Origin of the sequence: Marinobacter vinifirmus (assembly GCF_002258215.1) — a bacterium.
Taxonomy (GTDB): Bacteria; Pseudomonadota; Gammaproteobacteria; order Pseudomonadales; family Oleiphilaceae; genus Marinobacter; species Marinobacter vinifirmus.
In genome coordinates, this window is the sequence record NZ_NEFY01000013.1 from 21,602 (window position 1) to 46,163 (window position 24,562).

General features: G+C 57.3%; 30 protein-coding genes and 1 pseudogene. 16 read left to right on the plus strand and 15 right to left on the minus strand.

The annotated features are described in order from the left end of the window. Positions 1-20: 20 nt before the first annotated feature. The 3 genes from B9Q17_RS13915 (at position 21) to B9Q17_RS13925 (ending at position 2,938) form a co-directional block, all read left to right on the plus strand. A complete protein-coding gene (locus B9Q17_RS13915; RefSeq protein WP_094625674.1) occupies positions 21-1,496 on the plus strand; it encodes a DUF3360 family protein in 1,476 nt (491 codons plus the stop codon). Positions 1,497-1,523: 27 nt separating this feature from the next. After that, positions 1,524-2,543, plus strand: a complete 1,020-nt coding sequence (locus tag B9Q17_RS13920; protein WP_022989648.1) for a hypothetical protein — start codon at positions 1,524-1,526, stop codon at positions 2,541-2,543. 92 nt (positions 2,544-2,635) lie between these two features. Further along, a complete protein-coding gene (locus B9Q17_RS13925; RefSeq protein WP_022989647.1) occupies positions 2,636-2,938 on the plus strand; it encodes a monooxygenase in 303 nt (100 codons plus the stop codon). A 15-nt stretch (positions 2,939-2,953) separates the two neighbouring features. Here B9Q17_RS13925 and B9Q17_RS13930 read toward each other — a convergent pair whose 3' ends face one another. Next, positions 2,954-3,628, minus strand: coding sequence for a spermidine synthase (locus B9Q17_RS13930; RefSeq protein ID WP_022989646.1), 675 nt, complete (start codon positions 3,626-3,628; stop codon positions 2,954-2,956). 149 nt (positions 3,629-3,777) lie between these two features. Between B9Q17_RS13930 and B9Q17_RS13935 the strand changes: the two genes are divergently transcribed. The 4 genes from B9Q17_RS13935 to B9Q17_RS13950 all read left to right on the plus strand — a co-directional run bounded on the left by B9Q17_RS13935 (position 3,778) and on the right by B9Q17_RS13950 (position 6,495). Next, a complete protein-coding gene (locus B9Q17_RS13935) occupies positions 3,778-4,470 on the plus strand; it encodes an SDR family oxidoreductase (RefSeq protein ID WP_094625675.1) in 693 nt (230 codons plus the stop codon). Positions 4,471-4,495: 25 nt separating this feature from the next. Beyond that, complete coding sequence (locus B9Q17_RS13940) at positions 4,496-5,254, plus strand: SDR family oxidoreductase (protein WP_036219771.1); 759 nt, start codon at positions 4,496-4,498, stop codon at positions 5,252-5,254. Positions 5,255-5,401: 147 nt separating this feature from the next. Continuing rightward, on the plus strand, positions 5,402-5,806 hold the full coding sequence (locus B9Q17_RS13945; RefSeq protein ID WP_022989643.1) for an antitoxin Xre-like helix-turn-helix domain-containing protein: 405 nt from the start codon (positions 5,402-5,404) through the stop codon (positions 5,804-5,806). Further along, positions 5,806-6,495 carry an RES family NAD+ phosphorylase gene (locus B9Q17_RS13950; RefSeq protein WP_022989642.1) on the plus strand — a complete coding sequence of 230 codons (690 nt, stop codon included), beginning with the start codon at positions 5,806-5,808 and terminating at the stop codon, positions 6,493-6,495. Before B9Q17_RS13945 ends, B9Q17_RS13950 begins: the two co-directional genes overlap by 1 nt. 441 nt (positions 6,496-6,936) lie before the next feature. Here the strand turns inward: B9Q17_RS13950 and B9Q17_RS18590 are convergent, their stop codons facing one another. The 10 genes and pseudogenes from B9Q17_RS18590 to B9Q17_RS14010 form a co-directional block, all read right to left on the minus strand. Then, the gene (locus tag B9Q17_RS18590) at positions 6,937-7,062 is read right to left on the minus strand and encodes an integrase core domain-containing protein (protein ID WP_094625676.1); all 126 of its coding nucleotides are present in this window, start codon (positions 7,060-7,062) and stop codon (positions 6,937-6,939) included. A 278-nt stretch (positions 7,063-7,340) separates the two neighbouring features. After that, positions 7,341-7,670 (minus strand): annotated as a pseudogene (locus B9Q17_RS13965) (cytochrome c biogenesis CcdA family protein); the annotation flags it as partial. Between the two features lie 53 nt (positions 7,671-7,723). Beyond that, positions 7,724-8,200: a hypothetical protein gene (locus B9Q17_RS13970; RefSeq protein WP_011784881.1), complete on the minus strand. Its 477-nt coding sequence runs from the start codon at positions 8,198-8,200 to the stop codon at positions 7,724-7,726. 133 nt (positions 8,201-8,333) lie between these two features. After that, positions 8,334-8,705 carry a c-type cytochrome gene (locus tag B9Q17_RS13975; protein ID WP_094625677.1) on the minus strand — a complete coding sequence of 124 codons (372 nt, stop codon included), beginning with the start codon at positions 8,703-8,705 and terminating at the stop codon, positions 8,334-8,336. Continuing rightward, on the minus strand, positions 8,698-9,552 hold the full coding sequence (locus B9Q17_RS13980) for a WD40/YVTN/BNR-like repeat-containing protein (protein ID WP_053115571.1): 855 nt from the start codon (positions 9,550-9,552) through the stop codon (positions 8,698-8,700). Before B9Q17_RS13980 ends, B9Q17_RS13975 begins: the two co-directional genes overlap by 8 nt. A 10-nt stretch (positions 9,553-9,562) precedes the next feature. Next, positions 9,563-10,072 (minus strand): DUF411 domain-containing protein, encoded by a 510-nt coding sequence (locus B9Q17_RS13985; RefSeq protein ID WP_094625678.1) that lies wholly within the window; start codon positions 10,070-10,072, stop codon positions 9,563-9,565. Between the two features lie 99 nt (positions 10,073-10,171). Beyond that, on the minus strand, positions 10,172-10,465 hold the full coding sequence (locus B9Q17_RS13990) for a hypothetical protein (protein WP_094625679.1): 294 nt from the start codon (positions 10,463-10,465) through the stop codon (positions 10,172-10,174). 111 nt (positions 10,466-10,576) lie between these two features. After that, positions 10,577-10,885: a hypothetical protein gene (locus B9Q17_RS13995; RefSeq protein WP_228285638.1), complete on the minus strand. Its 309-nt coding sequence runs from the start codon at positions 10,883-10,885 to the stop codon at positions 10,577-10,579. A gap of 646 nt (positions 10,886-11,531) precedes the next feature. Further along, the gene (locus B9Q17_RS14005) at positions 11,532-13,091 is read right to left on the minus strand and encodes a multicopper oxidase family protein (protein WP_094625680.1); all 1,560 of its coding nucleotides are present in this window, start codon (positions 13,089-13,091) and stop codon (positions 11,532-11,534) included. Further along, the gene (locus B9Q17_RS14010; protein ID WP_094625681.1) at positions 13,091-13,288 is read right to left on the minus strand and encodes a hypothetical protein; all 198 of its coding nucleotides are present in this window, start codon (positions 13,286-13,288) and stop codon (positions 13,091-13,093) included. Before B9Q17_RS14010 ends, B9Q17_RS14005 begins: the two co-directional genes overlap by 1 nt. 12 nt (positions 13,289-13,300) lie before the next feature. Here B9Q17_RS14010 and B9Q17_RS14015 point away from each other — a divergent pair, with 12 nt between their 5' ends. From B9Q17_RS14015 to B9Q17_RS14025, 3 genes are read left to right on the plus strand one after another with little or no spacing between them, the layout of a single operon-like run. Continuing rightward, positions 13,301-15,778, plus strand: a complete 2,478-nt coding sequence (locus B9Q17_RS14015; protein WP_094625682.1) for a heavy metal translocating P-type ATPase — start codon at positions 13,301-13,303, stop codon at positions 15,776-15,778. Positions 15,779-15,809: 31 nt separating this feature from the next. Continuing rightward, positions 15,810-15,995 carry an SHOCT domain-containing protein gene (locus B9Q17_RS14020; RefSeq protein ID WP_041334534.1) on the plus strand — a complete coding sequence of 62 codons (186 nt, stop codon included), beginning with the start codon at positions 15,810-15,812 and terminating at the stop codon, positions 15,993-15,995. Then, positions 15,973-16,722: a TVP38/TMEM64 family protein gene (locus tag B9Q17_RS14025; RefSeq protein ID WP_091704929.1), complete on the plus strand. Its 750-nt coding sequence runs from the start codon at positions 15,973-15,975 to the stop codon at positions 16,720-16,722. The genes B9Q17_RS14020 and B9Q17_RS14025 overlap by 23 nt, the downstream gene beginning before the upstream one ends. A gap of 33 nt (positions 16,723-16,755) precedes the next feature. Here the strand turns inward: B9Q17_RS14025 and merA are convergent, their stop codons facing one another. The 3 genes from merA to merT all read right to left on the minus strand — a co-directional run bounded on the left by merA (position 16,756) and on the right by merT (position 18,910). Continuing rightward, positions 16,756-18,162: a mercury(II) reductase gene (gene merA, locus B9Q17_RS14030; RefSeq protein ID WP_094625683.1), complete on the minus strand. Its 1,407-nt coding sequence runs from the start codon at positions 18,160-18,162 to the stop codon at positions 16,756-16,758. 86 nt (positions 18,163-18,248) lie between these two features. Then, positions 18,249-18,545: a mercury resistance system periplasmic binding protein MerP gene (gene merP / locus B9Q17_RS14035; protein WP_011784884.1), complete on the minus strand. Its 297-nt coding sequence runs from the start codon at positions 18,543-18,545 to the stop codon at positions 18,249-18,251. A gap of 14 nt (positions 18,546-18,559) precedes the next feature. After that, complete coding sequence (gene merT, locus B9Q17_RS14040) at positions 18,560-18,910, minus strand: mercuric ion transporter MerT (protein ID WP_011784885.1); 351 nt, start codon at positions 18,908-18,910, stop codon at positions 18,560-18,562. Positions 18,911-18,983: 73 nt separating this feature from the next. On the opposite strand from merT, the gene merR reads away from it, so the two are divergent. From merR to B9Q17_RS14070, 6 genes are all read left to right on the plus strand, one after another. Next, positions 18,984-19,424: a mercury resistance transcriptional regulator MerR gene (gene merR / locus B9Q17_RS14045; protein ID WP_094625684.1), complete on the plus strand. Its 441-nt coding sequence runs from the start codon at positions 18,984-18,986 to the stop codon at positions 19,422-19,424. 693 nt (positions 19,425-20,117) lie between these two features. Continuing rightward, a complete protein-coding gene (gene dsbG, locus B9Q17_RS14050; RefSeq protein ID WP_011784888.1) occupies positions 20,118-20,936 on the plus strand; it encodes a thiol:disulfide interchange protein DsbG in 819 nt (272 codons plus the stop codon). Next, on the plus strand, positions 20,936-22,126 hold the full coding sequence (locus B9Q17_RS14055; protein WP_091704924.1) for a protein-disulfide reductase DsbD family protein: 1,191 nt from the start codon (positions 20,936-20,938) through the stop codon (positions 22,124-22,126). Before dsbG ends, B9Q17_RS14055 begins: the two co-directional genes overlap by 1 nt. A gap of 16 nt (positions 22,127-22,142) precedes the next feature. Further along, positions 22,143-22,733 (plus strand): protein-disulfide reductase DsbD domain-containing protein, encoded by a 591-nt coding sequence (locus B9Q17_RS14060; protein ID WP_094625685.1) that lies wholly within the window; start codon positions 22,143-22,145, stop codon positions 22,731-22,733. Positions 22,734-22,782: 49 nt separating this feature from the next. Further along, on the plus strand, positions 22,783-23,478 hold the full coding sequence (locus tag B9Q17_RS14065; protein WP_011784891.1) for an SCO family protein: 696 nt from the start codon (positions 22,783-22,785) through the stop codon (positions 23,476-23,478). Between the two features lie 56 nt (positions 23,479-23,534). Then, the gene (locus B9Q17_RS14070; RefSeq protein ID WP_011784892.1) at positions 23,535-24,110 is read left to right on the plus strand and encodes a TlpA family protein disulfide reductase; all 576 of its coding nucleotides are present in this window, start codon (positions 23,535-23,537) and stop codon (positions 24,108-24,110) included. Positions 24,111-24,156: 46 nt separating this feature from the next. Here the strand turns inward: B9Q17_RS14070 and cadR are convergent, their stop codons facing one another. Continuing rightward, complete coding sequence (gene cadR, locus B9Q17_RS14075; protein WP_008173755.1) at positions 24,157-24,558, minus strand: Cd(II)/Pb(II)-responsive transcriptional regulator; 402 nt, start codon at positions 24,556-24,558, stop codon at positions 24,157-24,159. Positions 24,559-24,562 lie beyond the last annotated feature (4 nt).

Below are 24,562 nucleotides of genomic sequence, written 5' to 3' on the forward strand. Positions count from 1 at the left end.
ATTCCAAATCGCGAGTGGTTATGACGGACAACAACGCTAACAACAGCTATTTATCTGATCGAAAACCCCGGTCGCACTTTGCAACGCGTCGGGAATACCTGGAGCATGAACTGCAGGTGATGGCGCCGAGGCGGTGGAGGCCAAACCTGCCGTTCCGTGATTACCGCTTCGAATGGGAAGACCTGGTGCCCGCCATGGCCGCGACCATCGGCAAAGTGGTGATGGTGGCTGCGATTGTGGCCGCCTTCGCCGGCCCGCTGGGGCTTTCGAAAGAATTCGTAACTGAAAACGTGCGCTTCGAAATGATCATCGCAGCGCTGTTGTTTGTCATCCTGATCTCCGGTTTTCTGAACCCCACCAGTAACCTGGCCGGTACCCACGGCCCGCTGATTCCCATGATTCCGTTGATTGTCGCCTCTGGCGGACATCCCATGGCGCTGGGGATCATGATCGGTGTGCTGGGTTTTATTCTGGGTATTACCCGGGGCGGCAGCCTGTTGGCCCGGCTAACCAGCAATGGCGTGTGTGGTGGATTGCTGCTGTATCTCGGGTTTATCGGGGTAACCAGCCAGATCGGACGGCTGTTCACCTGGGCAGAAGGGTTCGATAAGGGCTACATCGCCTTTGTGGTGGTACTGCTGACCATCGTGATGTACGCCTGGCTGGAGCATGTAAAAATGCGTTGGCTGGCGATCCCGCTGGGCTCGTTGATAGCCGGTGTGGTGGCCTTTGCGCTGGGTGCGCCGTTCGAGTTTGTGACCGAACCGGGCATTCCCAATATGAACCCGGCCTATTGGTGGGGCGAAACCACCGGCTGGCAGCTCGGCCTGCCGGATATCTACAGTTTTATGGCAGTGGCTCCGTTTGCGGTGCTGGCGGTTGCCATGTGGTCACCGGATTTTCTGGGGCACCAGGTATTTCAGAAGCTGAACTACCCGCCGAAAACCGAACGTGTGGTGATGGATATCGACGATACCATGGTCTCTGCCTCGGCCCGCCAGGTAGTCGGAACGGCGCTGGGTGGCGGTAACATTGCGTCATCCTGGGGTACTTACATTGTGCCAGCAGCCATTGCCAAGCGGCCCATTGCGGCGGGTGCGGTGCTTACCGGGTTGTTGTGTGCGGCTACCGCGGTGCTGGGTTACCCGATGGACCTGGCGGTATGGCCGCCGGTGCTGAGTGTGGCGCTGATGGTGGGCGTATTCCTGCCGTTGCTGGAGGCAGGTATGCAAATGACCCGCAAGGGCAAGACCACCGAGTCTGCAGCCATCGTGATTTTTTCGTCTGCCCTGGTGAACCCGGTATTTGGCTGGTCGCTGACCGTACTGCTGGATAACCTTGGGCTGATCGGCTGTAAGGAACGCGGTAAGGAACTGGGCCATATCGGCCGTTGGATCATCCCGGGTATTGTCTTTGTTATCCTGTGCGTGGTTATGCTGGCCATCGGAATGTTCCCGGGCATCGAGCCTATGGTGGACGCTTTCCGTGTAGACTGAGGTTTTTCGCAGTAGCAGGAGTGGCGAATGCCGGAGCCCGTGCTGTTCAGAACCCCTCGCCGCCGGAGCTGGCCCTGGCTGGCGGTGATAGCGCTCGTGGTTGCCGTGTTGGTGGCGCTTCGGCTGCAGCCACAGCCGGTTGAAGAACGACTGGTGCGCCTGCATTCCCAGGAAGTGTTCGGGGCAGATTCGCAGGTACTTGTAGAACCACTGCCGGTGCAGGCCACACTGCTGGATTATCGGAGTGATCGCCTGCTGCTGTTAAAGGCGCAGGCGGCCTTGCAGGTTTATCCTGAACACACCGGCCAATTACTGGAACTGTTCGGTGAAGAACCGGAGTTCCAGGAAGCCCTGAAAACCCACGGCGAATACCTGATTCCGCCGGTTATCCATTTCTACCGCAACCCGGTCAGTTCCATCGAGATGCTGAACCGGGTAGCCGGAACCCGACAAACCCTCACTCCCGAGCAGCGGGCCTGGTACGCAGTGAACTTTGCCAACAAGGAAGGGCAGGATTTCACCGGCCAGTTTGTGGTGGCGCCGGATGGCAGCATTGAATGGATCTGGACCGAACGTATTACCGAAGGCGTTACCCGGTTTTTCACCAGCGGCATTCGCACCCTGGAGTCCCGGTACCGAACCGACCAGCCCATCCGTGCCAGTGATCTTGGCTGGGCAGCGGTGGATGCCGTAGTGATCGGCAGCGCGGTAAAATTCCTCAAAGCCGGTCGGGCTGCGGCCACCACCGCCCGGGCAACCACCGTAACCGCACGCTCAGCTGCCTATGGCTCCCGTTTGGCCAGGGCGGGGCAGATGGCATCAACCATGATCGGCTATGCCAAGTGGCCGGCCGTGGCGGCACTTGCCTACGTAGCCGTGCGCCATCCGGTATTACTGAACGACCTGTTTGCCGGGGCCGCAAAAGTCCTCGGTGTGCCACCGTGGATGATACAGGTGCCCGGCTGGTTCCTGATCCTGTTACCCTTGTTGCTGATACTGCGATGGGTGGCCCGGGTGTGCCTCTGGTTCATCCCCGCCCGCCGATAACCAACCGGGGTCAACCAACCGGGGTCAGACCCCCAATACATTTGCTGCGGCGAAATGTACCGGGGGTCTGACCCCGTCATGGAGATTCTGAGATGAAAACATTGTTGCAGGTGGATTTTCCCTTTGATGGCCCGTTCGGGCAGGAGATGGCCGATGCCATGAAAGAGCTGGCGGAATCCATTGCCAAAGAACCCGGGTTTATCTGGAAGATCTGGACCGAGAATGCGGAAACCAGGGAGGCTGGCGGTATTTATCTGTTCGAAGGTGGTGCCAGCGCCAGGAAGTACCTGGACATGCATACGGCCCGCCTTAAAGGTTTCGGAGTGCCGGTGGTGAATGCCAAGGTGTTTCAGGTGAATGATGCGTTGTCGGCGATTGATCACGGCCCGGTCTGACCGGGCCGTTTAAGCCTACCAGGCCAGCCAGATGGTGTGCCTTGCGCCTTTGCCCGGGCGCAGGGCTCGTACCACTACCGCTTCTACCGAGAAACCGGCCCGGCGCAGCCTTTCTGTAAAGGCCTGCTCAGGGCCTGCGGACCAGTAGGCCAGAACGCCGTCCGGGCTCAGGGATTTCTGGGCGGCCGCGATGCCTTCCGGCGAGTAAATCCAGTTATTTTCCTTGCGGGTCAGGCCTTCCGGGCCGTTGTCCACATCCAGCAGGATGGCGTCCCAGTTGCCATTACCCTCCCTGAGTAGTTCTGCCACATCGCCAAGGTGTACCCTGGCTCGAGCATCGTTCAGCGGGTAGCCCGCGGCGGCGCCCAAGGGCCCGCGATTCCATGCTTCAACCTCCGGAACCAGTTCGGCCACCGTCACCTGGGCGCTGTCGCCCAGAGAGGATAGCGCTGCCGCCAAAGTGAACCCCATACCCAGCCCGCCAATCAGCACCCGGGGCTCGGGCAGGTGTGCGATACGTTCACAGGCAAGGGTCGCCAGGGCGTCTTCCGAGCCGTGCAGCCGGCTGTTCATCAGCTCGCCGGGCGCACCGGCAATCTTGATCGAGAATTCGTCATTGCGTTGCAGCAATCGCAAACGGGTTCCGTTGCCGGGAATGGTTGCGGTGCCAATTTCATCAAAGCGGGCCATGAAGGGTTCCGGGTGGCGGGATCAGGCCGCATTCTAACCCGACGCTACCGTTGTTTTCAGCCAAAACCCCCTTGAAGAATAGCTGTTAGACTGCAGTTATTATCAAATAACCGTATTTTTTAAAGCCCAGAGTATAGGAGAGCGCACTTATGACAGATCAACCGGTCATGCTGATAACCGGAGCTTCATCGGGCATTGGTGCCGAAACGGCACGAGCTGCTGCCCGGCAGGGGTATCGCCTGGTACTGGCGGCGCGCTCCGAGGACAAACTGAAGGGGTTGCAGCAAGAGCTCGGCGGCAGCGATAAGGTGTTGACCGTTCAGTGCGATGTACAGAACGGCGAAGACCAGAAAAGCATGGTGGAGCAGGCTCTGAAGGCCTTCGGCCGCATTGATGCGGTGTTTGCCAATGCCGGCCGGGGTGGTGAGCCAGGCGGGTTCAGCGGCGCTGATCCGGACGTCTGGAAGGATATGATTCTGACCAATGTCCTGGGTGTAGGCCTGACTATTCAACATTGCCTGCCGGCCCTGCGTGAGAGCAAGGGCCATCTGCTGTTAACCGGCTCGGCGGCAGGTCGCGTCACCATTCCCGGCTCCATGTACAGCGCCACCAAGTGGGCGGTCTCCGCCATTGGTTATGGTGTGCGTGAGGAGCTTCGTGGTTCCGGCATCCGCGTAACCCTGATTGAACCGGGTATGGTGGATACGCCGTTCTTTGACGAACGCCCGGCCCACGCGCTGAAGCCCGAAGATATCGCCAATGCGGTGATGTATGCGGTCGCCCAGCCTGCACATGTCGATGTGAACGAAATCCTGGTGCGGCCAACGCCGGCCGTGGAGTGAAGGTCAGGAACTGTTGGAGCTAAACGTGAAATCAGCGCAAAGCGTGGCCCTGGTAACAGGCGGGGCAAAGGGTATTGGTCGGGGCATTGTGCTGCACCTGGCCTCCGCCGGTTGGAAGGTGGTCTTTTGTGATACCGACCGAATGGCAGGCGAGCAACTGGCGGCCAGTTCAGAGCATGACATCCTGTTTGTCCAGGGCGATGTGGCGAGCGAGCCGGATGTTCAGCGCATAATCTCGCAAACGGTGAACTGGGCGGGCGGCCTGAATGCAGTCATCAATAATGCCGGCATTGCTGATCCCCATACCGGGCCGGTAGAAGAGCTGAGCCTTGAACAGTGGCAGCGCCGCCTGAACGTGAACCTGACCGGGCCGTTTCTGGTGACCAAACACGCGGTTCCGCACCTTCGGAAAGCTCAAGGTGCCATCGTTAATATGGCATCTACCCGGGCGCTTCAGTCGGAGCCGGAGTCCGAGGCCTACGCGGCAACCAAGGGTGGCCTGGTTGCGCTGACCCACGCACTGGCGGTAAGCCTTGGCCCGGATATTCGTGCGAACTGCATCAGCCCCGGCTGGATTGATACCCGTGGCTGGCAGGGGACCACTGAAAAACCGGAGCCACTGTCAGCGTCAGATCACCAGCAACATCCCGCAGGCCGCGTGGGCACCCCGGAGGATATTGCCGCCATGGTTGCCTACCTGATCTCGCCGGAGGCGTCATTTATCACAGGGCAGAATTTTGTGGTGGATGGCGGCATGACCCGGAAAATGATCTACGAAGAGTAGTCGGTTACGGCCAGAATTGAACGCCAGGCCGCAGCAGGCTTACTGTACGCGGAATTCTCCCGGGATTCCCGTTTTAGACTTATTGTAAATATGAGTCTAGAATGGGAATATCAGGCGTGAAGCCGAATTGGTTACAGGAGGCCGGCCATGAGTGCACTGGCAGAGAAAAAGTCGCCCGCTGAAGCCCGAAAAATGGGTATCAGCGGCCTTAAGGCGGCGTTCAATATTCTTGAGAAATGGGGATGCAATGCCGACCAGATGCAGGCCATTCTCCGCCTGCCCAAAGCCACCTTCTATAAATACCGGAATGATCCGGACAGTGCCCGCCTGGACCGAGACCAGCTTACCCGGATCAGTTACCTGCTGAATATGCACCAGGCCCTGCGCATTGTGTTCGAGAACCCGGACAACGTGTACGGCTTCATGCGCAAGCGTAATCACAATCCGTATTTCCATGGCCGGGCTCCGCTGGAGGTGATCGAAAGCGGTGATTTCGCGGCCTTGTACGAAACCTTCCGGCGCATTGATTCGCTGCGGGGCGGCCTTTGGTAATGGTGCCGCAGTTACCCGCCATCACCCTGCCAAAAACCAAGGGCTTTCGCCTGATCAACACCCGGCTGCCACCCATCGACATTTTTAACGATGTAGCGGATGCGGACGAGTTTCAGGACTTGTTCGACCTGCAGGCACTGACCAACCCCAGGCTCCGGCAGGAAGTCGGCAGCCTGAATTACATCGACCTGAACGAAATCCCCTGGGGTATTCCTGGTTGCCACTATGCCGCAGCCCCCTTTACCCACGTTGCACCGGAGGGAAGCCGGTTCAGCACCGGTGATTTCGGTATGCTGTACATCGCCGACACCATTGAGACCGCGCTTTCGGAGGTGCAGTACCATCAGGGTCGGTACCTGGCCAACATTGAAGGCCTGAAGTTCGATCGGTTGATATTTCGGGGGCTGGCCTGCACCTTTGCTGGCGAAGATATTCACGACGCAACGGTGTTGCCGGAATCCAGCGACATTTATCACCCTGAGGATTATTCCGCCGCCCGCGCACTCGGTGCCCAGCTTCGTTCAGCCGGTTCCGAAGGGATCCAGTACTGGTCAGTAAGAAACCCGGGAGCCACCTGTTGGGGGCTGTTTACGCCCAGGCGGGTGCGGTCGATTGTTCAAACGGCGCATTATGAGTTTATTGTGCGGGACGGGCAGATTGTGGACCGGAAAAAGGTGGTTGGGATTTGATTGTGGCGCAGGGAAGGTGGTACCCCCGGCAGGTATCGATTAGCTAAGTAAAGTATTGAAATATAAGTTGTATAAATTTATTTCGTTTGTTTTATACCCCCAAATATACCCCCAGTTCCAGCTGTGCCACTGGGGGTGATTCCCTTTTCCGAGTCTTTCCGCTCCCTGCTTAATGTTAGCATGCTAGCGTTATTTTAGTGCTTTCTATGGTTTCAGAGCCATTGCCATCCAGTGTCAACTAGTTAGCGTGCTCAACTTGTTCGCATGGATACGCTTCCATCAATGCTGAGATAGCTAGGAGGCTTCGTGCTGATGTAGGCCCTGAGTTTTATGTTTCAGGTAGTTAACAACGATTCGTGCGGCCTGTCCGTTATTGATAGACCACCCCAGTGCGGAGTGAAGCCTGACTTGATTATAGAACGTTCTCCAGAAGTCAATCTTCTACTCGGTATCGGTCAGTGACGGGAACCAGTTCTCGTCCAAGCATTTCTGGCTGAGTCTGCCGTTGAACGACTCTCCAATCGCATTGACGATGGGCTGGCCGGGCCGAGAGAAATAGATTTCCATCTCTATTTCTTAGGCCCACCAGTTCCTGATCTGCCGGCCTGCGGCCTCCACCGGACGGCTCAATCGGTCCGCTGCTAAACAAAAGCGAACGTTCAAGATCCTCCACTGCGAACCGGTTTTTAATTCAGTCCTGAAGAACAATGAGCCGCTTCAATGGTTCGGCAATGCAAAGCCATTAGTTAACGAAATAGCGGCCCCATTTGTTCATGAAACCTGTTTATACGCAGTATTTGAGCATGAAGCCATGGACCGTTCCCTGTAGTTTGGCTGTAGGAAGCTCAACCAAGCCTTCCGAGAACCGGAAACGTCGACAACATCCACGACGCAAAGAGTGTCATCCGACCGGTGAGCACCATTACTCCCATTACAACGAGCACCAAGCCAGCAAGCGCTCTCAGCAGTCTACTCCAGCGACTGAGCCAGCGTACTCGTTGCCGAAAGTGTTCAATAAACAGGGCGGTTCCGAGAAAAGGAAGAGCCAACCCCAACGAATACGCCGCCAGATACAGCATGCCCGCCTCAGCATTGGCATGCGTGGAGCTGAGCGCCAATATGGCCCCGAGTATGGGGCCTATACAGGGTGTCCAGCCGATGGCAAACGCGGCGCCAATTCCCCAGGTTGCAAGATCAGGAATTTAGTCCCCTAAGTTTTGTAAGTCCGTTAAACTGCCCAGAAATCAAATTTGATACCTTCACTGGAAGGGTCGTTGTCGATGATAACCCTCGACCGCCATAGCATCTTGCCGGTACCGCACTCCGGCAGGGTAATGGTTCCCTGGTAAACACCCTGGGCATTCGGTAGCAGCTGGGTGCGGACCACGCCCATGTACATTTCAAGCCCTTCGAAATCCACGATCAGGGAGTCTGCTGTCATGTTATCGAGACGCACACGAATGGGAATCTCTGTCATCGATTCGATGGCTTCATTACCTAAGCCGACTGTGATGGTTTGATCGCCCTTTCGCCCGATACACTGACCTTCAAAAGGTGCGCATCCCTCGGTGGCGTAAAAAGTGACACCGGCATCCAGATCAGGCTTCAGGTACTGCGGCAACACGAAAATTGCAGCGACCACCAGACTGAAACCGGCTATACCGAATAACCATGACCATTTATTGAAGTGCTGCTTCAACGACATTTTCGAGTTACCGAGATTTAAAGGTGTGTTGTCTGGTATCCGTGAGAAGTCAGGAGGGGCTCTCGGCCTGGTTAATGTCCTGACTTTCGTTCTGTTGATAGCGGCGCTGGTCGTCTGTCCATAGTGTTCTCAGTTACTCGATCACCCACTGAATTTCCTCGTCGGTGAGGGTGTCCTCAAATGCTGGCATAGCCAGCCGATCTGTTTTGTTGAAGGGATGCCGCCATCCCTCGGCAATCATCCTGAACAGCATGGCATCACTGTGGCGCCAGGTGTGGCCGGTCTCATCGTGTGGTGGCGGGGGCATTTCGCCTTTCTCATCCGGTTTGTTCCAGTTGGCCGCACCTTCACCCTGCCATCCGTGGCAGGCGGCGCAGTATTGCTCGTAGATCTGGCGACCCTTGGCCACTTCGGTCGGCAAGCTGTCGCTGTTTGGTGGCGCGCCACCGGCCATCAGAAGGGCCGGGGCAACGAGCAAGACCAGCGGGACAAACCACTTATTCATGAACAGGCACCCATTCGCCAGAGGCGTTCCGCGAAAGCAGGTCTCCGTTTTCCGTGCCCACCACGAGTCCTTCCTTGGGTGAGAATGTCAGAGCGGTGATTGCCTGGGGTATTTCAAGGCCAACCCAGGTTTCGCCGCCGTCAGAACTGTGGTGAAGTTGCCCCTCGATTACGGCGTAGACGTTCTCCGGGGCCGAAGGATCGTAATCAATGGCCGTCACCGCCCCTCGCAATTCGCCGGCATCGCCCCAGAAGCAAAAACAGTCCATGGAACGGGCCACACCACGGGTGGTGCCCGCGAACAGCCAGCCACTTTCCATGCTGCCGGGCATATCCGAGTGCAGGAACGCCTGCACCGGCTCCCGGGGTCCACCGTCAACCTTCACCCATTCGCCACCGCCGTCCCTGGATCGGAACATGCCACCTTCACCAAGATAGGCGTAGAGCGTTTCCGGTTGGGTGGCGTGGGCGGCAATGGCGGTGATTCCGAGATCCGGCAGGGTGTCATTGAGGGAATGCCAGCGCTCGCTAGCATACTCATAGCGCCAGATGCCAAGGCCTGGCCCTGCCAGGTACAGGCGTTCGTCCGCGCCCTTTGCCATGGAACGGGGTTGAGCGCCGGAATCGGACGGTGGCAGCGGGATGTCGGCGGCAGTCTTATCATCAAGAACAAGCAGGCCGCTATCCCGAAGCACCAGCAGGGCGCCGGAGGAGTCAGTCGCCAGCGCTTTCACTGCTTGGGCATCATTCGCAGACTCGGCTTGAACCAGGGCCGGCATGACGGCAACCAACGCGAACAGGAAAAGCCTGGAAACGCCAGAATTCAGGCGGTAAACCATCGTTTTCATGGGGCTGACCTCAGTAATCCTTGTGTTCACGGAAAACACCTTGCTTGCCATTGGCATTAAAAGCGATGACCTGGTAATCGTCCTTCCGGCCGGTTTCCATGCCGGGGGTGCCATGGGGCATGCCCGGCACTGATAGCCCAATCGTATTGAACTGCGGGTCCTCAAGGTAGGCGACGATGTCATTGGCCGGCACATGGCCCTCAATCACCAGGTCTCCGATCAGCGCAGTGTGGCAGGACGCCATATCTCGGGGTACGTCGTACTCTTGCTTGATTTCATTGAGGTTGTCGGTTTCAACGATGCGGGTCTCAAAGCCATTGGCCGCGAGGTGCTCGGCCCAGTCCTGGCAGCAACCGCAATTGGGGCTCTTGTAAATGGTGATGGCCTGAACTGTCTTTCCACTCTCGGCTTGCGCAACCGATGACTGGTCAGATTCGTTGGCCTGGATGGCCAAGGTGGCGCCAGCGCCGATAACGACAGCGGCTATACCCGTATAAAGGGCGAGTTTCATGGTCTTCATGGAAAATCCTCGGTTGGAATCGCTTATATGCAGTGCAGGGCTCGGGGATGCACATGCATCCCCGGCCCATAGCTTCAGTTCATGAGGGTGTCCAAATGGTTATTTGGTGCCGGTGTCTTTGTCTTTCATGCCATCGCCACCATGAGCCTGCATCATCTTCATGCACGCTGCGGTCATGGCTTTACGGTCTTCAGGGGACATATCGGACATCATGTTCATCATCCCCATCATGCCGCCCATACCCTCCGTGCCTTGCGAGGACATCATGCCATTCTGCTCGGAGTGTCCGGCCATCATGCCGGCGCCTTCGCCGTGGGCAACGGCAGAGAAGAGGGCAACACTGCCTGCCAGAACGGCGGCGGTTACGGTAAGCTTGAGTTTTGAATTACGCATTTGATTTACTCCAGTTAAAGTCTCGTTACGGATGGACGGAAGTACGAGACTTTGTTGTAAGAATTAACGTTAAAGAGCTTGCCTCCTAGAGGCAAAAATCCGGGTTAAAACTCAGGAGTGGTGTTCTGGAGGAGGCGTAATAGAGGCCAGGAACGGATCCTGGTAGAAGGTTGATCGTGCGGTCAATACCGGGTGGGAGCCCGTATCGGTAAAACCGATGGAATCCCCCGGTAACAGGGCAACGCTGACGCTGACCCCGCATTTGATCAGCCCACTGGCGCTCGGGCAGGCCATGTCAGGGGCTGAGGAACAATCCGTTTCAGTATCTGTTGAGGAGCCGGCGCTCTCAGCCTGAGCCATCATCATGGAACCACAATCCGGCATCGCAGTGTCCGCGTCGCTGTCCGCTATTTTGGACATAGCCAATGCCGGCCCGCTTATCACCAGAAGCAGTGATAGCAGCGCGGAAATAAATTGGCGGGTTGTTGCGGTCATCCTGATTCCAAGCACCAAGCTGTAAAGGTTCAACGCTGTGACACACAGCTCGTCTTTCAGTTCACCAAATCCTAGCAGTTTTTATTTCAATGATACAACGCCATCGATACCCAAAGGCCCAAGGTGAATTCACTTTGGCCATTCTGATAAAAGCCTTGACCTTAAACCTTGCTTCAACGTTATTTTCTTAAAAATGCTCAACTGCAAGGCTGTTTACCGCATAAGCGGTGGAAATGAGCAACCAACAACTAAGGTAAAAATGAGGGACGATAATGAGTTGCTGTAACAAAACGAGCGGCACAGACAAGGGCACGTTGAATTCAGATCCTGGCCGAGGAAGGCTAGTGGGTTTGCTGACAGGGCCACGGCGTTGGTGGTTGTTTGGCGCCATCGCGGTCATCGCCGGACTTACCTTTGGCTGGGAACACCTGGTGCTATTCGGACTCGCTCCCATACTGATCAGCCTCCTGCCCTGCCTGATCATGTGTGGTCTTGGGTTGTGCATGATGAAGTGCAAGGACAAGTCGGGCTCGGTGACAACGGTTGAGCAGACGAAGGAGACCGGCGGCGCTTAGCCTTGCACCTGAAAATAGCGCATCATCCCTGCGTCTTCATGTTCCATGTTGTGACAGTGGTAGATGAAAAGGCCGGCAAAGCGCTCGAACTTCATCGCCAGTTGGACCGTTTCCCGGGGCATGACCAGAACCGTGTCGTGCCAGCCGCTGTCCACCAGGCCCTGCTGCAAACTGTCCGAGTTGCCACCTCTTCGCCCCACAATGTTGAACTGCAAACCGTGAATGTGCATGGGGTGCGGCATGGGTGTGTTGTTCCGGAATTCCCAGATTTCCGTATCGCCAAGGCGGACTTTTTCGTCATCCGCCACGTGGGGCCCTTCAAAACGCCGACCGTTAATCGCAAAGCCCCGCATCATCACCGGTCTTAACTCAAACGTCCGGATGCGTGTGTTACTTCCTACCAGTATCCTTTGCCGCTGCTGACCTAACTGCGCTGGCAACTGTTCGTTGACCTCTAACGATTCGGCCACCTCCAGACCGACCAGGGTGAATCGGCTGCCGAGGGGAAGAGCGTTGCTACCCATCATTCCCATTCCGCCCATCATACCGGCCTGGAAACTGTCGCTGATGAGCTCCAGAGTGCTACCCGGCTGGGACTGGGAAAGGTCTAACCAGATATCAAGCCTTTGGGCCGGAGCCAGAGTGGCGTAGGGCCTGTCTTCCGGTTCCGGGAGAAGGCCACCGTCTGCACCGATCACTGTGACAGGTCGCCCGTCACTCCAGGCCAGTTTGTAGATGCGGGCATTGGAGCCGTTAAGGACCCGAATTCTGTATGGGCGCGTGGCGACCTTGCGCGTGGCCGGAGGAACGCTGTTAACCAGTATCCTGTCTCCCAGAAAACCGTGCATGCGATCCATCATGGCTCCCATACCCCCGTCGAGGTAAACCAGTTCATTGGCACCCGCAAAGGTGCGGTCCTGAAGCACCAGTAACAGTTCATTGTCGCCTGACGGCAATCCGAGGCCCGCCTCTTCGTCGTCTTCAACGATCAGGAGCCCGGCAAGCCCCGCGTAACTTTGAAATCCTACGCGCCCGCCCCGCTCACCATGGGCATGGGAGTGGTACCAGAACAGGCCAGCCCGGTCCCACACGTCGAACCCAACCGTCATGGTTTCACCGGGTTGAATGGGTAGCCTTGGCTGTCCGTCGACATCGGACGGCACATGAAGCCCGTGCCAGTGTACGGTGGTGTCCTCCGGAAGCTCGTTGTGAATATGGATTTTTACCCTCTGACCACGGCGCAGCCGGATTGTTGGGCCCAGATAGCTGTTTGTGTTTTCAGTGAGGGTGTTTTTCGGCCCTTTCAGCAATTCTGCCTTATAACGCCAGACTTCACTGGGTGTGCCTGGAAGTATGGATACCGAATCGGGCGTGGCACGAAGGGCCAGTTCAACATCGTATTCCTCTGAATCAAGGCCGAGCGTTACGGATTCAGTTGCTCTCACACCGCCGTCACAGCCAGTGAGCAGAAACCCAGGCGACAGCGCGAGAAAGAAGCCAGTGCCCGCCGCAGCCTGAAGGACTGTGCGCCGGTGGACACGTTTATCCCGATTCATTACTTATTCCTCAGATATTTGATCAGTGCCAGAATCGCAAGAATCAGGAGCACAACCAGAAGAATCATGACAATCATCATGAAGATCCCCATACCGCCCATGCCCTGCATCATGTTGCCACCCATCATGCCCTCTCCCATGCGACCGGGCTCGTCGGCAAGAGCAAAGAAGGGCAGGAAAAGCCCCGCCATCAACATAATTAGCTTCTCATAGAGGTCCGTGTTGATGGAATGTCTTGCGCTTCGTGCGTTGGGCGGATCGAAAAGGCGCTCATGGGTCAGCGCGGCGTTGCGGAAGCCCAGGTGAATCTGGCGACCGGAAAAGCCACCGTGAAATTTGACCAGCCCGCCACGCCGGCCACGCTAATCGACTTGATTAAGGAGGCGGGTTACCAGCCACGGCTACAGTCGGCTGAAATTCCGGTCATCGGAATGACCTGTGGCTCCTGCGTATCCCGGGTTGAGCGGGCATTGAACAAGCAAGCCGGCATGGTCAAGGCCAGTGTCAATCTGACGACCCAGAAAGCGTTTGTGGAGTTCCTGTCTGACACCTTGTCAGTGTCGCGAATTCATCAGGCTATCCGCGACGCAGGGTATGAACCTCAGGAGCCGGACGCCAGTAGTGAAACGGAAGAGCAGGACAGGGAGGGCATGGACCTCCGCCGGAAAGTGATTTTCGCTGCAGCGCTAACTATCCCGGTAGTCCTGATTGCCATGGGTAAGATGATCCCTGCTCTTGAGGCTCTATATGCAAGCCTCCTGCCCCATCGGGGGTGGATGGCTATTGAGTGGCTCCTAACCACGCCGGTGTTGTTTTATGCCGGATTGAGGTTTTTCCGGTCCGGGTACACCGAATTACGCCATGCCAACCCCGGCATGAACAGTTTGGTCATGATTGGCACCAGCGCTGCCTATTTCTACTCGGTAGCAGCACTGCTGGTTCCAGGATTCTTTCCCGCCGGTACCGCCGAGAGTTATTTCGAGGCAGCGGCGGTAATCGTGACGCTCATTCTGCTGGGACGCTACTTTGAGCATATCGCCAAAGGCCGGACGTCGGAGGCAATCAAAAAGCTTCTGCAATTGCAGGCCAAGACCGCCCGTGTCATTCGGGACGGGGAAGCTGTCGAAGTGCCCATCGAAGCCGTGGTACCTGGCGACCGTATCCAGGTGCGCCCGGGAGAGCGGGTTCCTGTTGATGGCGTGGTAGAAGAGGGCCAATCCTACGTGGACGAGTCCATGATCAGCGGCGAGCCCGTTCCCGTGGCCAAACAAAAAGACGCCGAGCTGGTGGGTGGAACCATTAATAAGAACGGTTCCCTGACGTTCCGGGCTACGAGGGTCGGTGCGGACACCGTTCTGGCACAGATCATCAGAATGGTGGAATCGGCTCAGGCTGATAAACCCCCGATTCAGGCACTGGCCGACAAGATAGCGGGAATTTTCGTTCCCGTGGTGATCGTACTGGCGATTCTGACGTTCATCACCTGGTTCAGCTTCGGGCCCGAGCCGGCCCTGTCCTTTGCCTTCGTCACGACGGTCAGCGTGCTGCTGATCGCCTGTCCTTGCGCGATGGGGCTGGCTACGCCAACAGCCATTATGGTCGGAACCGGTAAGGGCGCCGAAATGGGGGTGCTGTTCCGCAAGGGAGCGGCTCTGGAGACATTGTCTCGGATGGACACCATCGTCCTCGACAAGACCGGCACCCTGACCCGGGGCCAGCCTGAGCTGACGGATTTCATTCTGGTGGAAGGCCGCGAGGATGAGGTCCTGGCCTGGGTTGCAGCTGTGGAGACCGAAAGTGAACATCCGATCGGGGAAGCCATCGTCAAAGGTGCAAGGGATCGCGGGCTCACGTTGCCCGCGACCAGTGAATTCCAGGCGGAGCCGGGCTATGGCATTCAGGCACAGGTGGCCGGACGCCGGGTCAATGTGGGCGCGGACCGTTATATGCGCCGCCTCGGTATCGACCTGGCCAGCGTCGCCGACAGTGCGGTGCCACTCGCTGAAAAAGCCAAATCCCCGCTGTATGTTGCCGTCGATGGCCGCCTCGCCGCACTGATTGCCGTGGCCGATCCTCTCAAGGACGGCTCGGTGGAAGCGATTGCCGCGCTCAAGGCTTCAGGGCTGAGTGTAGCCATGCTCACCGGTGATAATCGCGCCACGGCCGAAGCTATTGCGCTGCAAGCCGGCATCGAACGGGTGCTTGCGGAGGTATTGCCGGACCAGAAAGCGGCCGAAGTGAAGCGCCTGCAGGAAGAAGGTGCCCGGGTTGCTTTTGTGGGTGACGGTATCAATGACGCACCGGCCCTGGCGCAAGCCGATGTGGGTATCGCCATCGGCACCGGTACCGACATTGCCATTGAGGCCGGCGACGTGGTTCTGATGCGCGGCGACCTCCGAGGCATCGTGGATGCCGCAGCGCTCTCCCAGCGCACCCGCAAAACGATCCTCGGCAATTTTGTCTGGGCCTACGGATACAATCTGGCACTGATCCCCGTGGCCGCAGGTGTTCTATTCCCGTTTACCGGTTACCTGCTCAATCCCATGCTGGCTGCGGGTGCTATGAGCCTTTCCAGTGTATTTGTGGTGACCAATTCCCTCCGGCTGGGCCGGTTCAAATCCAATAGCGGAGACTCTGCGGCTAGCAATATCAGCGAAAGCGGAGCCGCACAGGCCAGCGTCTCGTAAGAGGCCTGGCACACAGAATCAGGAGATTGACATGATGACAAATGAGGCATGCATGTTTGGAATGGCGGGAATGGGGTTGATATCCCTTTTGCTCATCGTCGCCCTGGTACTTGGCGTCGCAGCCCTCGGCAAGTACCTGTTTTCGAAAAACAGGGACGATTCTGGACGCGCGAGTAAGAACGCCAGAGGAGATTATGACTACCACCCTGAAGCATGAATTTCATCGGGTACCCATGGCAAGTATGGGAGTTAGACCGAACGCAAAAGCAAAAATAGTCGGGGTTATGCTCTTGCTGGCTGCACTGGCTGCGATCTATTGGGTCATGCTGGAGACCGGAGCATTGACCACCGTGACCAACAAGGCGGCCTTGTCGGAATGGATTGACCAACTGGGGTATTGGGGGCCGGTGGGTATCATTGGCCTGATGATCACGGCCATTGTCCTGAGCCCGATCCCCAGCGCCCCGATCGCCATGGTTGCCGGTGCAGTCTATGGATCGCTATGGGGAACAGTCATCGTGGTTATCGGTGCTGAAGCCGGCGCACTGATCGCTTTCGCCATTGCTCGATCCTTGGGGTACGACGTTATCCATCGCTGGAAGCGACTACGTCCGGTATTGAATTGGCTTGGCAAGGAACGCTCTCAGGGCGCATTGATGCTTGTCATTTTTACATCAAGGTTGGTGCCTTTTATCTCCTTCGATGGGGTCAGCTATGCAGCGGGCCTGACACCACTCGCGTTCTGGCGCTTCGTGGTCGCAACGCTGGCCGGTGTTATTCCGACAGCCTATCTGATCACTGCGTTTGGTGGCTTGCTCATGGCCTCTGAGTCCGGGGTGGTGACGGTGCTTCTGATTCTGGTCAGTGGCATTACCCTGTTACCGATTGTTGCCAAGCTGCTCATGGCTCGCCTAAGGCACCAGAAAGCGTCCGAACTTGCATGATAGAGGTTGGGTTGAAGGCGCCTTGGCAAATACTCATCCCGCACAGCAGGACAGCTGTTTCACGTCTTTGGTGAAGGTTTGCGCGCAGAGCTTGAGGCCTTCCACCATGGTCAGATAAGGAAACAGTTCATCGCCGATGTCCTGCACGGTCATCCGTGACCGAAGTGCAATGACTGCCGTCTGGATCAGTTCACCGGCTTCCCCGGCTACCGCCTGCACCCCCAGCAAGCGTCCCGAATCGCGCTCGGCCACCATCTTAATAAAGCCATGGGTGTTGAAATTCACCAGCGCTCGCGGCACGTTTTCCAGATCCAGCAGACGGGTGTCCACATTGTAGCCCTGCTTGAGCGCTTCGGCCTCTGTCAGGCCAACTGTGGCGACCTGAGGATCGGTAAACATCACCCCCGGCATGGCGCTGAGATCCAGGGTGGCCTCGCCTCCCGTCATGTTGACCGCAGCCCGGCTGCCCCCGGCAGCGGCGACGTAGACAAACTGCGGCTGATCGGTGCAGTCACCGGCGGCATAGACACCGGGGACCGTGGTTTGCAGTTGCCCATCTACCTGAATCGCGCCACGGGAGGTTTCCACACCGATGCCCGCCAGGTTCAGGTTTTCGGTATTGGGTATCCGGCCGGTCGCCACCAGCAGTTGATCAGTTCGTAAGGTACCGGCATTGGTCTCGATAACGAATTCATTGTCGGTATAGTCCACACGGCTGGCCTGGGTCTGCTTGAGCACCTCGATGCCCTCGCGCCTGAACGCCGCCTCTATGGCCTCACCGACGGCGGGATCTTCACCGGATAGCAGGTGGCTGCGGGCCAACACGGTGACCTTGCTATCCAGCCGGGCGAACGCCTGGGCCAATTCCAGGGCAACAAAACCGGCGCCGATAACGATCAGCCGTTCAGGCACAGTAATTAATGCCAGCGCACTGGTGGAGGTGAGATAAGGCGTCTCAGCCAGCCCCGGTATCGACGGCTCTGCGGGACGGGCGCCAGTGCCAATAAAGGCGCGATCGAAATGGACGTTCTGCTCGCCGCCCTCGTTCAACTGGACCACCAGGTTATTGGCATCGACAAACCGGGCTTCACCGTTCAGGACCGTGATTGCCGTCTGGTCGCGCAGAATCCCTTCGTACTTGGCGTCGCGCAGTTCCTCGACACGCGTCTGCTGTTGCTGAAGCAGGTTCGCCCGGTCCACCTTCGGTATCTGGGCGCTGACGCCCCCGTCAAATGGGCTCTCCGTGCGCAGATGCGCGATATGCGCGGCACGACTCATGATTTTCGACGGCACGCAGCCGGTATTCACGCAGGTACCACCAATAATGCCGCGCTCGATCAGGGTGATGCGGGCGCCACGCTCCGCGGCCTTCAGGGCAGCCGCCATGGCTGCGCCGCCGCTACCAATCACAGCGATATGCAGGTTTTTGTCACTATTCATTCCGAGTTCCTTGAATTACTGGGGCATTGTCACGGCAGGCGCCGAGTCGCGTGTAACAGAGGGCGCTTGGAGTCCTTTATCACAACTCACTTACTGTCCGTTTCCAGGGATTTCAGGGTGGAGGGATAGCCGACATCGCCCGTTGCCTGGGTTAAGGCTTCCACCGATGTTCGTGTGTCGTCAAAGGTAATCACGGCTTCTCGATCCGGATAGCTCACGTCGACTTGTGAAACACCGTCCACCTTGTTCAAGGCCAGCTTGATGGTAATGGGGCATGCGGAACAGGTCATCCCCGGAACTGAAAGCGTCACTGTCTGCATGGCGGCCCACGAGGGCATGCTGAGCAGGGCGAAAAGCAACGTCATGGCAAAGCGCATTTTCATGGGACAATCTCCTTTCAATAAAACAGAGGAAGGGCATAGGGAAACAACAGGGCGACCAGTATCAGTGCCGTTACTGCCCAAAAGATCACCTTATAAGTCGTTCGCACCCGTGGTACGGCACACACTTCACCGGGTTGACACTGTTCCACTGGCCGGAAGATTCGACGCCAGGCGAAGAACATGGCCACCAATGCAACGCCGATGAAAATCGGGCGGTAAGGTTCAAGAGCCGTGAGGTTGCCCATCCAGGCACCGGAGACACCCAGCGCGACAAGTACCAGCGGTCCGAGACAGCAGGCCGAAGCCAAAAGGCCCGCAATACCTCCCGCAGCCAAGGGGACACGCCCCGATTTGGAATTCGGCATAACGCTGACACCTTTCATGGTTTCATTCGATGAGATAAGATTACTTCCGTAGTCAGCTACGGAGTCAAGGGGTATGCCGGATAAAGCGAATTCATTGACCATCGGTGGCCTGGCTAAGGCTGCCAACGTCCATGTCGAGACAATCCGCTATTACCAGCGGCGACGTCTAGTACCGGAGCCGGAACGTCCTCCAGGTGGTATTAGGCGCTATGGTCCAGCTGATATCGAGCGGTTAATGTTCGTGAAAACGGCTCAGCAGCTGGGCTTCAGTCTTGTCGAAATCAGTGACCTGCTACAACTTGAAGATGGCGCTCACTGCCAGGAGGCCAGCGCTCTGGCCGAGCACAAGTTGCGGGACGTGCGTGAGAAAATCGACCAACTGGGGAGAATCGAGAAGTTACTGGGCGAGATGGTTGAGCAGTGCCATGCCCATCCGTACAATATTACCTGCCCATTGATTGCATCATTGCATGAGGGGGCAGTGGGGGGGAACGATCAACGTGAAAGAACATGATTTTCACTCGACTGAGGGCTCGAGGGAGAGCGGATGTTTTATCCCCGGATAGTCCCCACACCCAAGCTTCTGAGGAACTTATGTGCGCCGCCAACATCTTACTCTGGTAGCCGAATTGGCGGATACGGTGATGGAGCGTGTCTGTTTGCACTTCCGCCAATGTAGGTTAAAGTGGGCGACTATCTTCCCACGCGGAAGATGTTTTAGCTGTTCTGTAATCAGGATATCAGTGCGATGACCACACGGCTTATGGGACTGGCAGTACTACTGCTCGTGGCTCTTCTCCCCGTTGCACAGGGAGTTGCCGCGACCTCTTTTGAAGCGGAACCCATGGCCGAGGCTTGTGTCATGTTGCCAGACACCCAGGTGATGCATGACTGCGCCGGGCTCAATGCCGAGGGCAGCTGCAGTAGCCCGTGTTCAACGTCCCATGTCGGGAAATCTGCAATTAGAGACTCGGTAGTGCTGTTATCTTCCCCCTGCCCGAAAGGCTATTCTTCTCATTCCGGCCGTGTACTTTCTGGCCCAGACCCCTTTCCTCCCAAGTAATCAACAGTCTCCTGAACCTTTGATTACCAGAGGCTTTCGCTTCGAGTGCCTGTCGTTTGGCCTTGCGCGGTAGACCATCACGTAGGCAGCTTTGCTGGTGATTTTATCGACTGATGAATACATGAAAACGGGAACGTATCTGTGATGTCATTCTATCTGGAATACCCGGTGCGCGGCATGACCGTGCTCTGCCATAAGCTTTCGATGGCACTTTTTTTGAGTTTATTCGCTGCCTTGGCCTCGGCGTCACCACCAATGGACCCGGGAATCAAGGCACTGCAGGAGAGAATCGGTTTTACGGTGACTGAACGCTTCTCCACGCCAGCCGAGGGCGTGACCGGCTATGTTGTAAAGACCGGCGACGGGAAAACCGGAATCCTCTATGGTCTCGGTGACCTCACTTTTTCCGGCGCACTTCTGGAGAGTGATGGCAACGATCTGACCAGCGAATATTCCGCTCGTTATATACCGAAGCCGACGTATGCGTCGGTTGCCGAGCAGCTCTCCCGGGACCCCCATCTGGTGAGCGAGGGCGGTAAAGATGCCCCTGAGGTCTATATCTTCGCGGATCCCAACTGCATTTTTTGCCACAAATTCTGGCAGCAAACCAGGGATTGGGTTGCGGAGGGGAAAGTCAGGTTGCACTGGGTCATGGTCGGGTTTCTCAAACCGTCCAGCCTGGGGCTTTCTGCAGCAATCATGAACGCAGAGGATCGAGCCGCGGCGCTCCAGGTGTTTGAGGAAAACTTCGGAAAAAGCGGTGACGGCCGCGGCATTTCTGAACTCACTCCGATCCCGGCCGACCTTCAACAGGCCCTCGAACAACACGGTCAGTGGATGGCCGAGGCGGGTTTCAGCGGGACGCCAGGGCTGCTGTTCAAGGACACGAGCGGACAATGGCGGGGCCAGACTGGTGTGCCCAGCCAGGAAGCGCTCGGCAGGATGCTGGGAGTCACTGAGTAATGGATCAGCTGCCCTCATTACTCATTGCCGGCCAGATCATGATGGCGGTTATGGCAGGTCTACTGCTCAACCTGACGCCCTGTGTTCTGCCCGCGATTCCCATCAAGGTCCGGACCATCCTGCGGGAGGCGGGCGGCCAGAGGTCCCATCGGGTGCTGGCCGCGTTGGCATTCACGGCCGGAACACTCACCTTTTTCCTGACGCTGGGCGGCCTGACCGCACTGCTGCAGTGGAACTGGGGCACGTTGTTCCAGTCAACGCTATTCGTGGCCGTCCTGGTTGCGTTAATGGTCGGGTTTGCGGTGATTACCTGGCTCGATCTGCCCATCCCCGTCCCGACATTCGCCGCCTCGGCGCATGGCCGGCGTTACTTTGAAGCCTATGTATCCGGGCTGTTGAGTGCGATTCTGGCCGCGCCCTGCGCAGGACCATTCCTCGGTGGCGTTCTGGCCTTTGCCGTTACCCAGCCGACACCGGTCATCATGGGGATATTCGGCAGTATCGGGCTGGGGCTGTCGTTGCCCTACGCGGTACTGATGCTCAGGCCCGAGTGGCTGAGCCGGTTGCCCAAGGCGGGCCCCTGGACCCTGGCCATTCGTGAAGTGCTCGCGCTGATATTGCTGGCCGCCGCCGTCTTTTTCAGCGCGAGCCTGGTGCCCAAAGCGGTATACCCCTGGCTGTGGTGGGCCTGGCTGGCGCTGGTGCTGGTCTGGGGTCTCCGTCGTTTCGTTCAGGGGAGCGGTGCCGTTCGCGTGATCACTGCAACGGCGACAGGCCTTGCCCTTGCGGTGACAGTGGTATTCGCATCTCCGTTGGGCAGCGGCGAAGACGAACTTGTCTGGCAGCCCTACTCCGCAGAACTCCTGGCGGACACAAAAGCCCGGGACACACCGTATTTGCTGGAGTTCACTGCCGATTGGTGCATCAACTGCAAGGTCCTGGAGCGCACCGTGTATAAAGAGCCCGCTGTGGCTGAAGCCGTAGCGCGGGCCGGCATGGTGCCGATTCAGGTTGATGTGACAGCAAGCGATCCCGAAAAAGACGCATTGTTAACCGCAACGGGAGGGCAGGCTTTACCTTTTGCGGCGATTTTTGACGCTGACGGCACCGTTGTCGCCCGTTTCACTGGGCTATTTGATACCGACAGCCTGGTCGAGGCGATCAACCGCACCGAGAACTCACAACGCTAGCTACTGGAGATGAACCATGACAACCCGAACCAAAGTATTGCTGACCGGCGTAGCGGTTTTTCTGATCGCGATCGCGGCGTTCACGTTGATCGGTACCAATTCCGGAAACGCTCCTGGCTCGGCCCAGACCGAACGAGCCAATTCCGACCCCCAGGCACCAGTTGCCCGCACGGGGTTGGCAGATTCTTCCGATAAGGTCCGCCTCAATCTTGCGGAAGGCGGCAAAGCCCTGATAGGGGAGACCGGTGAAATTATTCTGACACTGGACATTGAATCGGGCTGGCACGTGAACGCCAACCCGGCCTCCATGGAGTTCCTGATTCCCACCGTCGCCAGTTCTTCGGTCAACGGTCAGTCGCTTGACATCCCGACCCAGTACCCCCGCGGCAGGGTCAGTGACATCACACTGGGTGACACCGCCCTGGAGGTGTACGACGACGGTGCGAGTATCCGGCTGCTGCCAGACGAAAAACAGACCGCCGCGCTGAAAGAGGCAGGCAAGCTAGACATGACGGTACGGGTACAGGCCTGCAGTGACGAGGGCGTTTGCCTGGCACCAGCTGACCTGCCCGTTGCGCTGAATCTGGACGATATCAAGCCACAATAAACCGGGACTCCCTTCGGAAAACAACTCAAATGGAGAATGACTGTGAACAGTGTATTCAGAATTGCTGATTGCCATGGTTGCCCAGGTCAGCACCAATGCCATGGCCCATTCCATGGAAGATGTGGAGGCCTCGTTGAACGAGAAAGAGCGGTATGCCCAGTTTGTGGATCAGCCGGCCCCTGAATTTGATCTTACAGGCGTTGATGGCAATACCCTTGCCCTTGCCGACTTAAACGGCAAAACCGTTGTGCTTAACTTTCTCTACACGCGCTGTACCGAGGCCTGCCCTTTGCATATGAACCTGATCCGGCAGTTGCAAACCGGGGTTGAAGAAGAAGGGCTGAGTGAAGAGGTGGTGTTCATCACCATTGCCACGGACCGGGAAGATGTTGCAGGCACCCGGAGAAACATGCGTGCCTACGGCGAGAATTTCGATCTGAATCCCCGCAACTGGCAATTCCTCTACCGAGCCAGGATGGAACCACCTGAACTGACACCAGAACTTGCTAAAGCCTACGGCGTTCAGTTCAGGGATACGGGTGAGGGTGTACAGGTCCATGGTGTGGTAACCCACGTGATTGACCCGGAAGGGCAGATGCGGGCCCGGTTCCATGGATTGAAATTCAAGCCTGAACACCTGGTGACCTACCTGACGGCCATTGCCAAAGGCCCCAACGCGGCAGCCGATGATGGGTTCTGGGGCCGACTGCACGGGCGAATTGAAGAGCTGTTACAGAGTGAGTAACGCGTGGGGCACCATGCCGGCAACAAACCGACCACTGTAATCAGGAGTAATGTCCAATGAGTCACCAGCGCATATCTGCCGCCCGGGGAATCGCCGTAGTCCTTTTCGCGCTTGCTATTTCCATAGCCGCTCAAGTTATGGCTGCAGGGAAGGTTCCGAAGTCGGTGGGGCCCCAGGGTTTCCTGATCTGGGAGTCCCCTCGCACTCTGCCCGAGCTGGCTTTTGAAGACGAAGACGGCAGGCCGCTGACACTGGCTGACTTTAAGGGTAAGGCGATTTTGCTCAATATCTGGGCGACCTGGTGCGCACCCTGCCGTGAGGAAATGCCGACGCTTGACTCACTCCAGGCTCAACTGGGCGGCGAGCAATTTGAAGTGGTCGCGCTGTCCGTTGACCACGTAGGCATCAGCGTTGTTGAAAAATTCTACCGGGAAACAAGCATTCAGCATCTTCGCCAGTATATTGATCCGTCCACACTGGCGACCTCAACACTGGGCATAGAAGGTGTTCCTACAACGCTGCTGCTTGATCATGACGGTCGCGAAATTGGCCGCCTGGTCGGTGCCGCGGAATGGGACAGCCCGGCCATGGTGGATTTGATGACCCGCACCATTGAAGGGGTTCCGGACTGACTGGATTTACGCAATTGAAAAGGCAGGTGCGTAATGCTTCAAGCTACTACTGCATGCTTCCTTCGCTGAGCCCTTCGAGAACCCCACAGGCCTCAATTTCCCGATCATCGTTACAACTTGCTCGCAGCGACACAAGTTGTTTCTCCAGTACCTGCAGATCGGTTATCTGAGACCGTACCTGAGCGATGTGATCATCAAGCAAGGTGTTGATGGCCCTGCAAGGCTGATGGGGCGCGCCCTGATAACGCTGTAACTCGTGAATTTCAGCGAGTGACAGCTCAAGTATTCTGCAGCGCCGGATGAAGGCCAGTCGCTCAACATGCCGTTCAGTGTAAATACGGTAGCCGTTGTCCTGACGATCCGGCGGTGGTAACAAGCCCTCTCGCTCATAGAAACGGATGGTCTGGGTGTCAACCCCTACGGACCGCGCCAACTGACCAATGCGCATCGGG

Excerpts from the sequence above, each read along its gene's own strand:
- B9Q17_RS14005 (WP_094625680.1), bottom strand. The coding sequence starts at position 13,091 with ATGAATCGGGATAAACGTGTCCACCGGCGCACAGTCCTTCAGGCTGCG.
- B9Q17_RS14025 (WP_091704929.1), top strand. The coding sequence starts at position 15,973 with ATGACTACCACCCTGAAGCATGAATTTCATCGGGTACCCATGGCAAGT.
- merR (WP_094625684.1), top strand. The coding sequence starts at position 18,984 with ATGCCGGATAAAGCGAATTCATTGACCATCGGTGGCCTGGCTAAGGCT.
- B9Q17_RS13970 (WP_011784881.1), bottom strand. The coding sequence starts at position 8,200 with ATGTCGTTGAAGCAGCACTTCAATAAATGGTCATGGTTATTCGGTATA.
- B9Q17_RS13925 (WP_022989647.1), top strand. The coding sequence starts at position 2,636 with ATGAAAACATTGTTGCAGGTGGATTTTCCCTTTGATGGCCCGTTCGGG.
- B9Q17_RS14055 (WP_091704924.1), top strand. The coding sequence starts at position 20,936 with ATGGATCAGCTGCCCTCATTACTCATTGCCGGCCAGATCATGATGGCG.
- B9Q17_RS13930 (WP_022989646.1), bottom strand. The coding sequence starts at position 3,628 with ATGGCCCGCTTTGATGAAATTGGCACCGCAACCATTCCCGGCAACGGA.
- merP (WP_011784884.1), bottom strand. The coding sequence starts at position 18,545 with ATGAAAATGCGCTTTGCCATGACGTTGCTTTTCGCCCTGCTCAGCATG.
- B9Q17_RS13985 (WP_094625678.1), bottom strand. The coding sequence starts at position 10,072 with ATGAAGACCATGAAACTCGCCCTTTATACGGGTATAGCCGCTGTCGTT.
- B9Q17_RS13950 (WP_022989642.1), top strand. The coding sequence starts at position 5,806 with ATGGTGCCGCAGTTACCCGCCATCACCCTGCCAAAAACCAAGGGCTTT.
- B9Q17_RS13945 (WP_022989643.1), top strand. The coding sequence starts at position 5,402 with ATGAGTGCACTGGCAGAGAAAAAGTCGCCCGCTGAAGCCCGAAAAATG.
- dsbG (WP_011784888.1), top strand. The coding sequence starts at position 20,118 with ATGTCATTCTATCTGGAATACCCGGTGCGCGGCATGACCGTGCTCTGC.
- B9Q17_RS14010 (WP_094625681.1), bottom strand. The coding sequence starts at position 13,288 with ATGTTGATGGCGGGGCTTTTCCTGCCCTTCTTTGCTCTTGCCGACGAG.
- B9Q17_RS13980 (WP_053115571.1), bottom strand. The coding sequence starts at position 9,552 with ATGAAAACGATGGTTTACCGCCTGAATTCTGGCGTTTCCAGGCTTTTC.
- B9Q17_RS13990 (WP_094625679.1), bottom strand. The coding sequence starts at position 10,465 with ATGCGTAATTCAAAACTCAAGCTTACCGTAACCGCCGCCGTTCTGGCA.
- merA (WP_094625683.1), bottom strand. The coding sequence starts at position 18,162 with ATGAATAGTGACAAAAACCTGCATATCGCTGTGATTGGTAGCGGCGGC.
- B9Q17_RS13915 (WP_094625674.1), top strand. The coding sequence starts at position 21 with ATGACGGACAACAACGCTAACAACAGCTATTTATCTGATCGAAAACCC.
- B9Q17_RS13935 (WP_094625675.1), top strand. The coding sequence starts at position 3,778 with ATGACAGATCAACCGGTCATGCTGATAACCGGAGCTTCATCGGGCATT.
- B9Q17_RS14070 (WP_011784892.1), top strand. The coding sequence starts at position 23,535 with ATGAGTCACCAGCGCATATCTGCCGCCCGGGGAATCGCCGTAGTCCTT.
- B9Q17_RS13920 (WP_022989648.1), top strand. The coding sequence starts at position 1,524 with ATGCCGGAGCCCGTGCTGTTCAGAACCCCTCGCCGCCGGAGCTGGCCC.
- B9Q17_RS18590 (WP_094625676.1), bottom strand. The coding sequence starts at position 7,062 with ATGGAAATCTATTTCTCTCGGCCCGGCCAGCCCATCGTCAATGCGATT.
- B9Q17_RS14020 (WP_041334534.1), top strand. The coding sequence starts at position 15,810 with ATGATGACAAATGAGGCATGCATGTTTGGAATGGCGGGAATGGGGTTG.
- B9Q17_RS13975 (WP_094625677.1), bottom strand. The coding sequence starts at position 8,705 with ATGAATAAGTGGTTTGTCCCGCTGGTCTTGCTCGTTGCCCCGGCCCTT.
- B9Q17_RS13995 (WP_228285638.1), bottom strand. The coding sequence starts at position 10,885 with ATGTCCAAAATAGCGGACAGCGACGCGGACACTGCGATGCCGGATTGT.
- cadR (WP_008173755.1), bottom strand. The coding sequence starts at position 24,558 with ATGCGCATTGGTCAGTTGGCGCGGTCCGTAGGGGTTGACACCCAGACC.
- merT (WP_011784885.1), bottom strand. The coding sequence starts at position 18,910 with ATGCCGAATTCCAAATCGGGGCGTGTCCCCTTGGCTGCGGGAGGTATT.
- B9Q17_RS14060 (WP_094625685.1), top strand. The coding sequence starts at position 22,143 with ATGACAACCCGAACCAAAGTATTGCTGACCGGCGTAGCGGTTTTTCTG.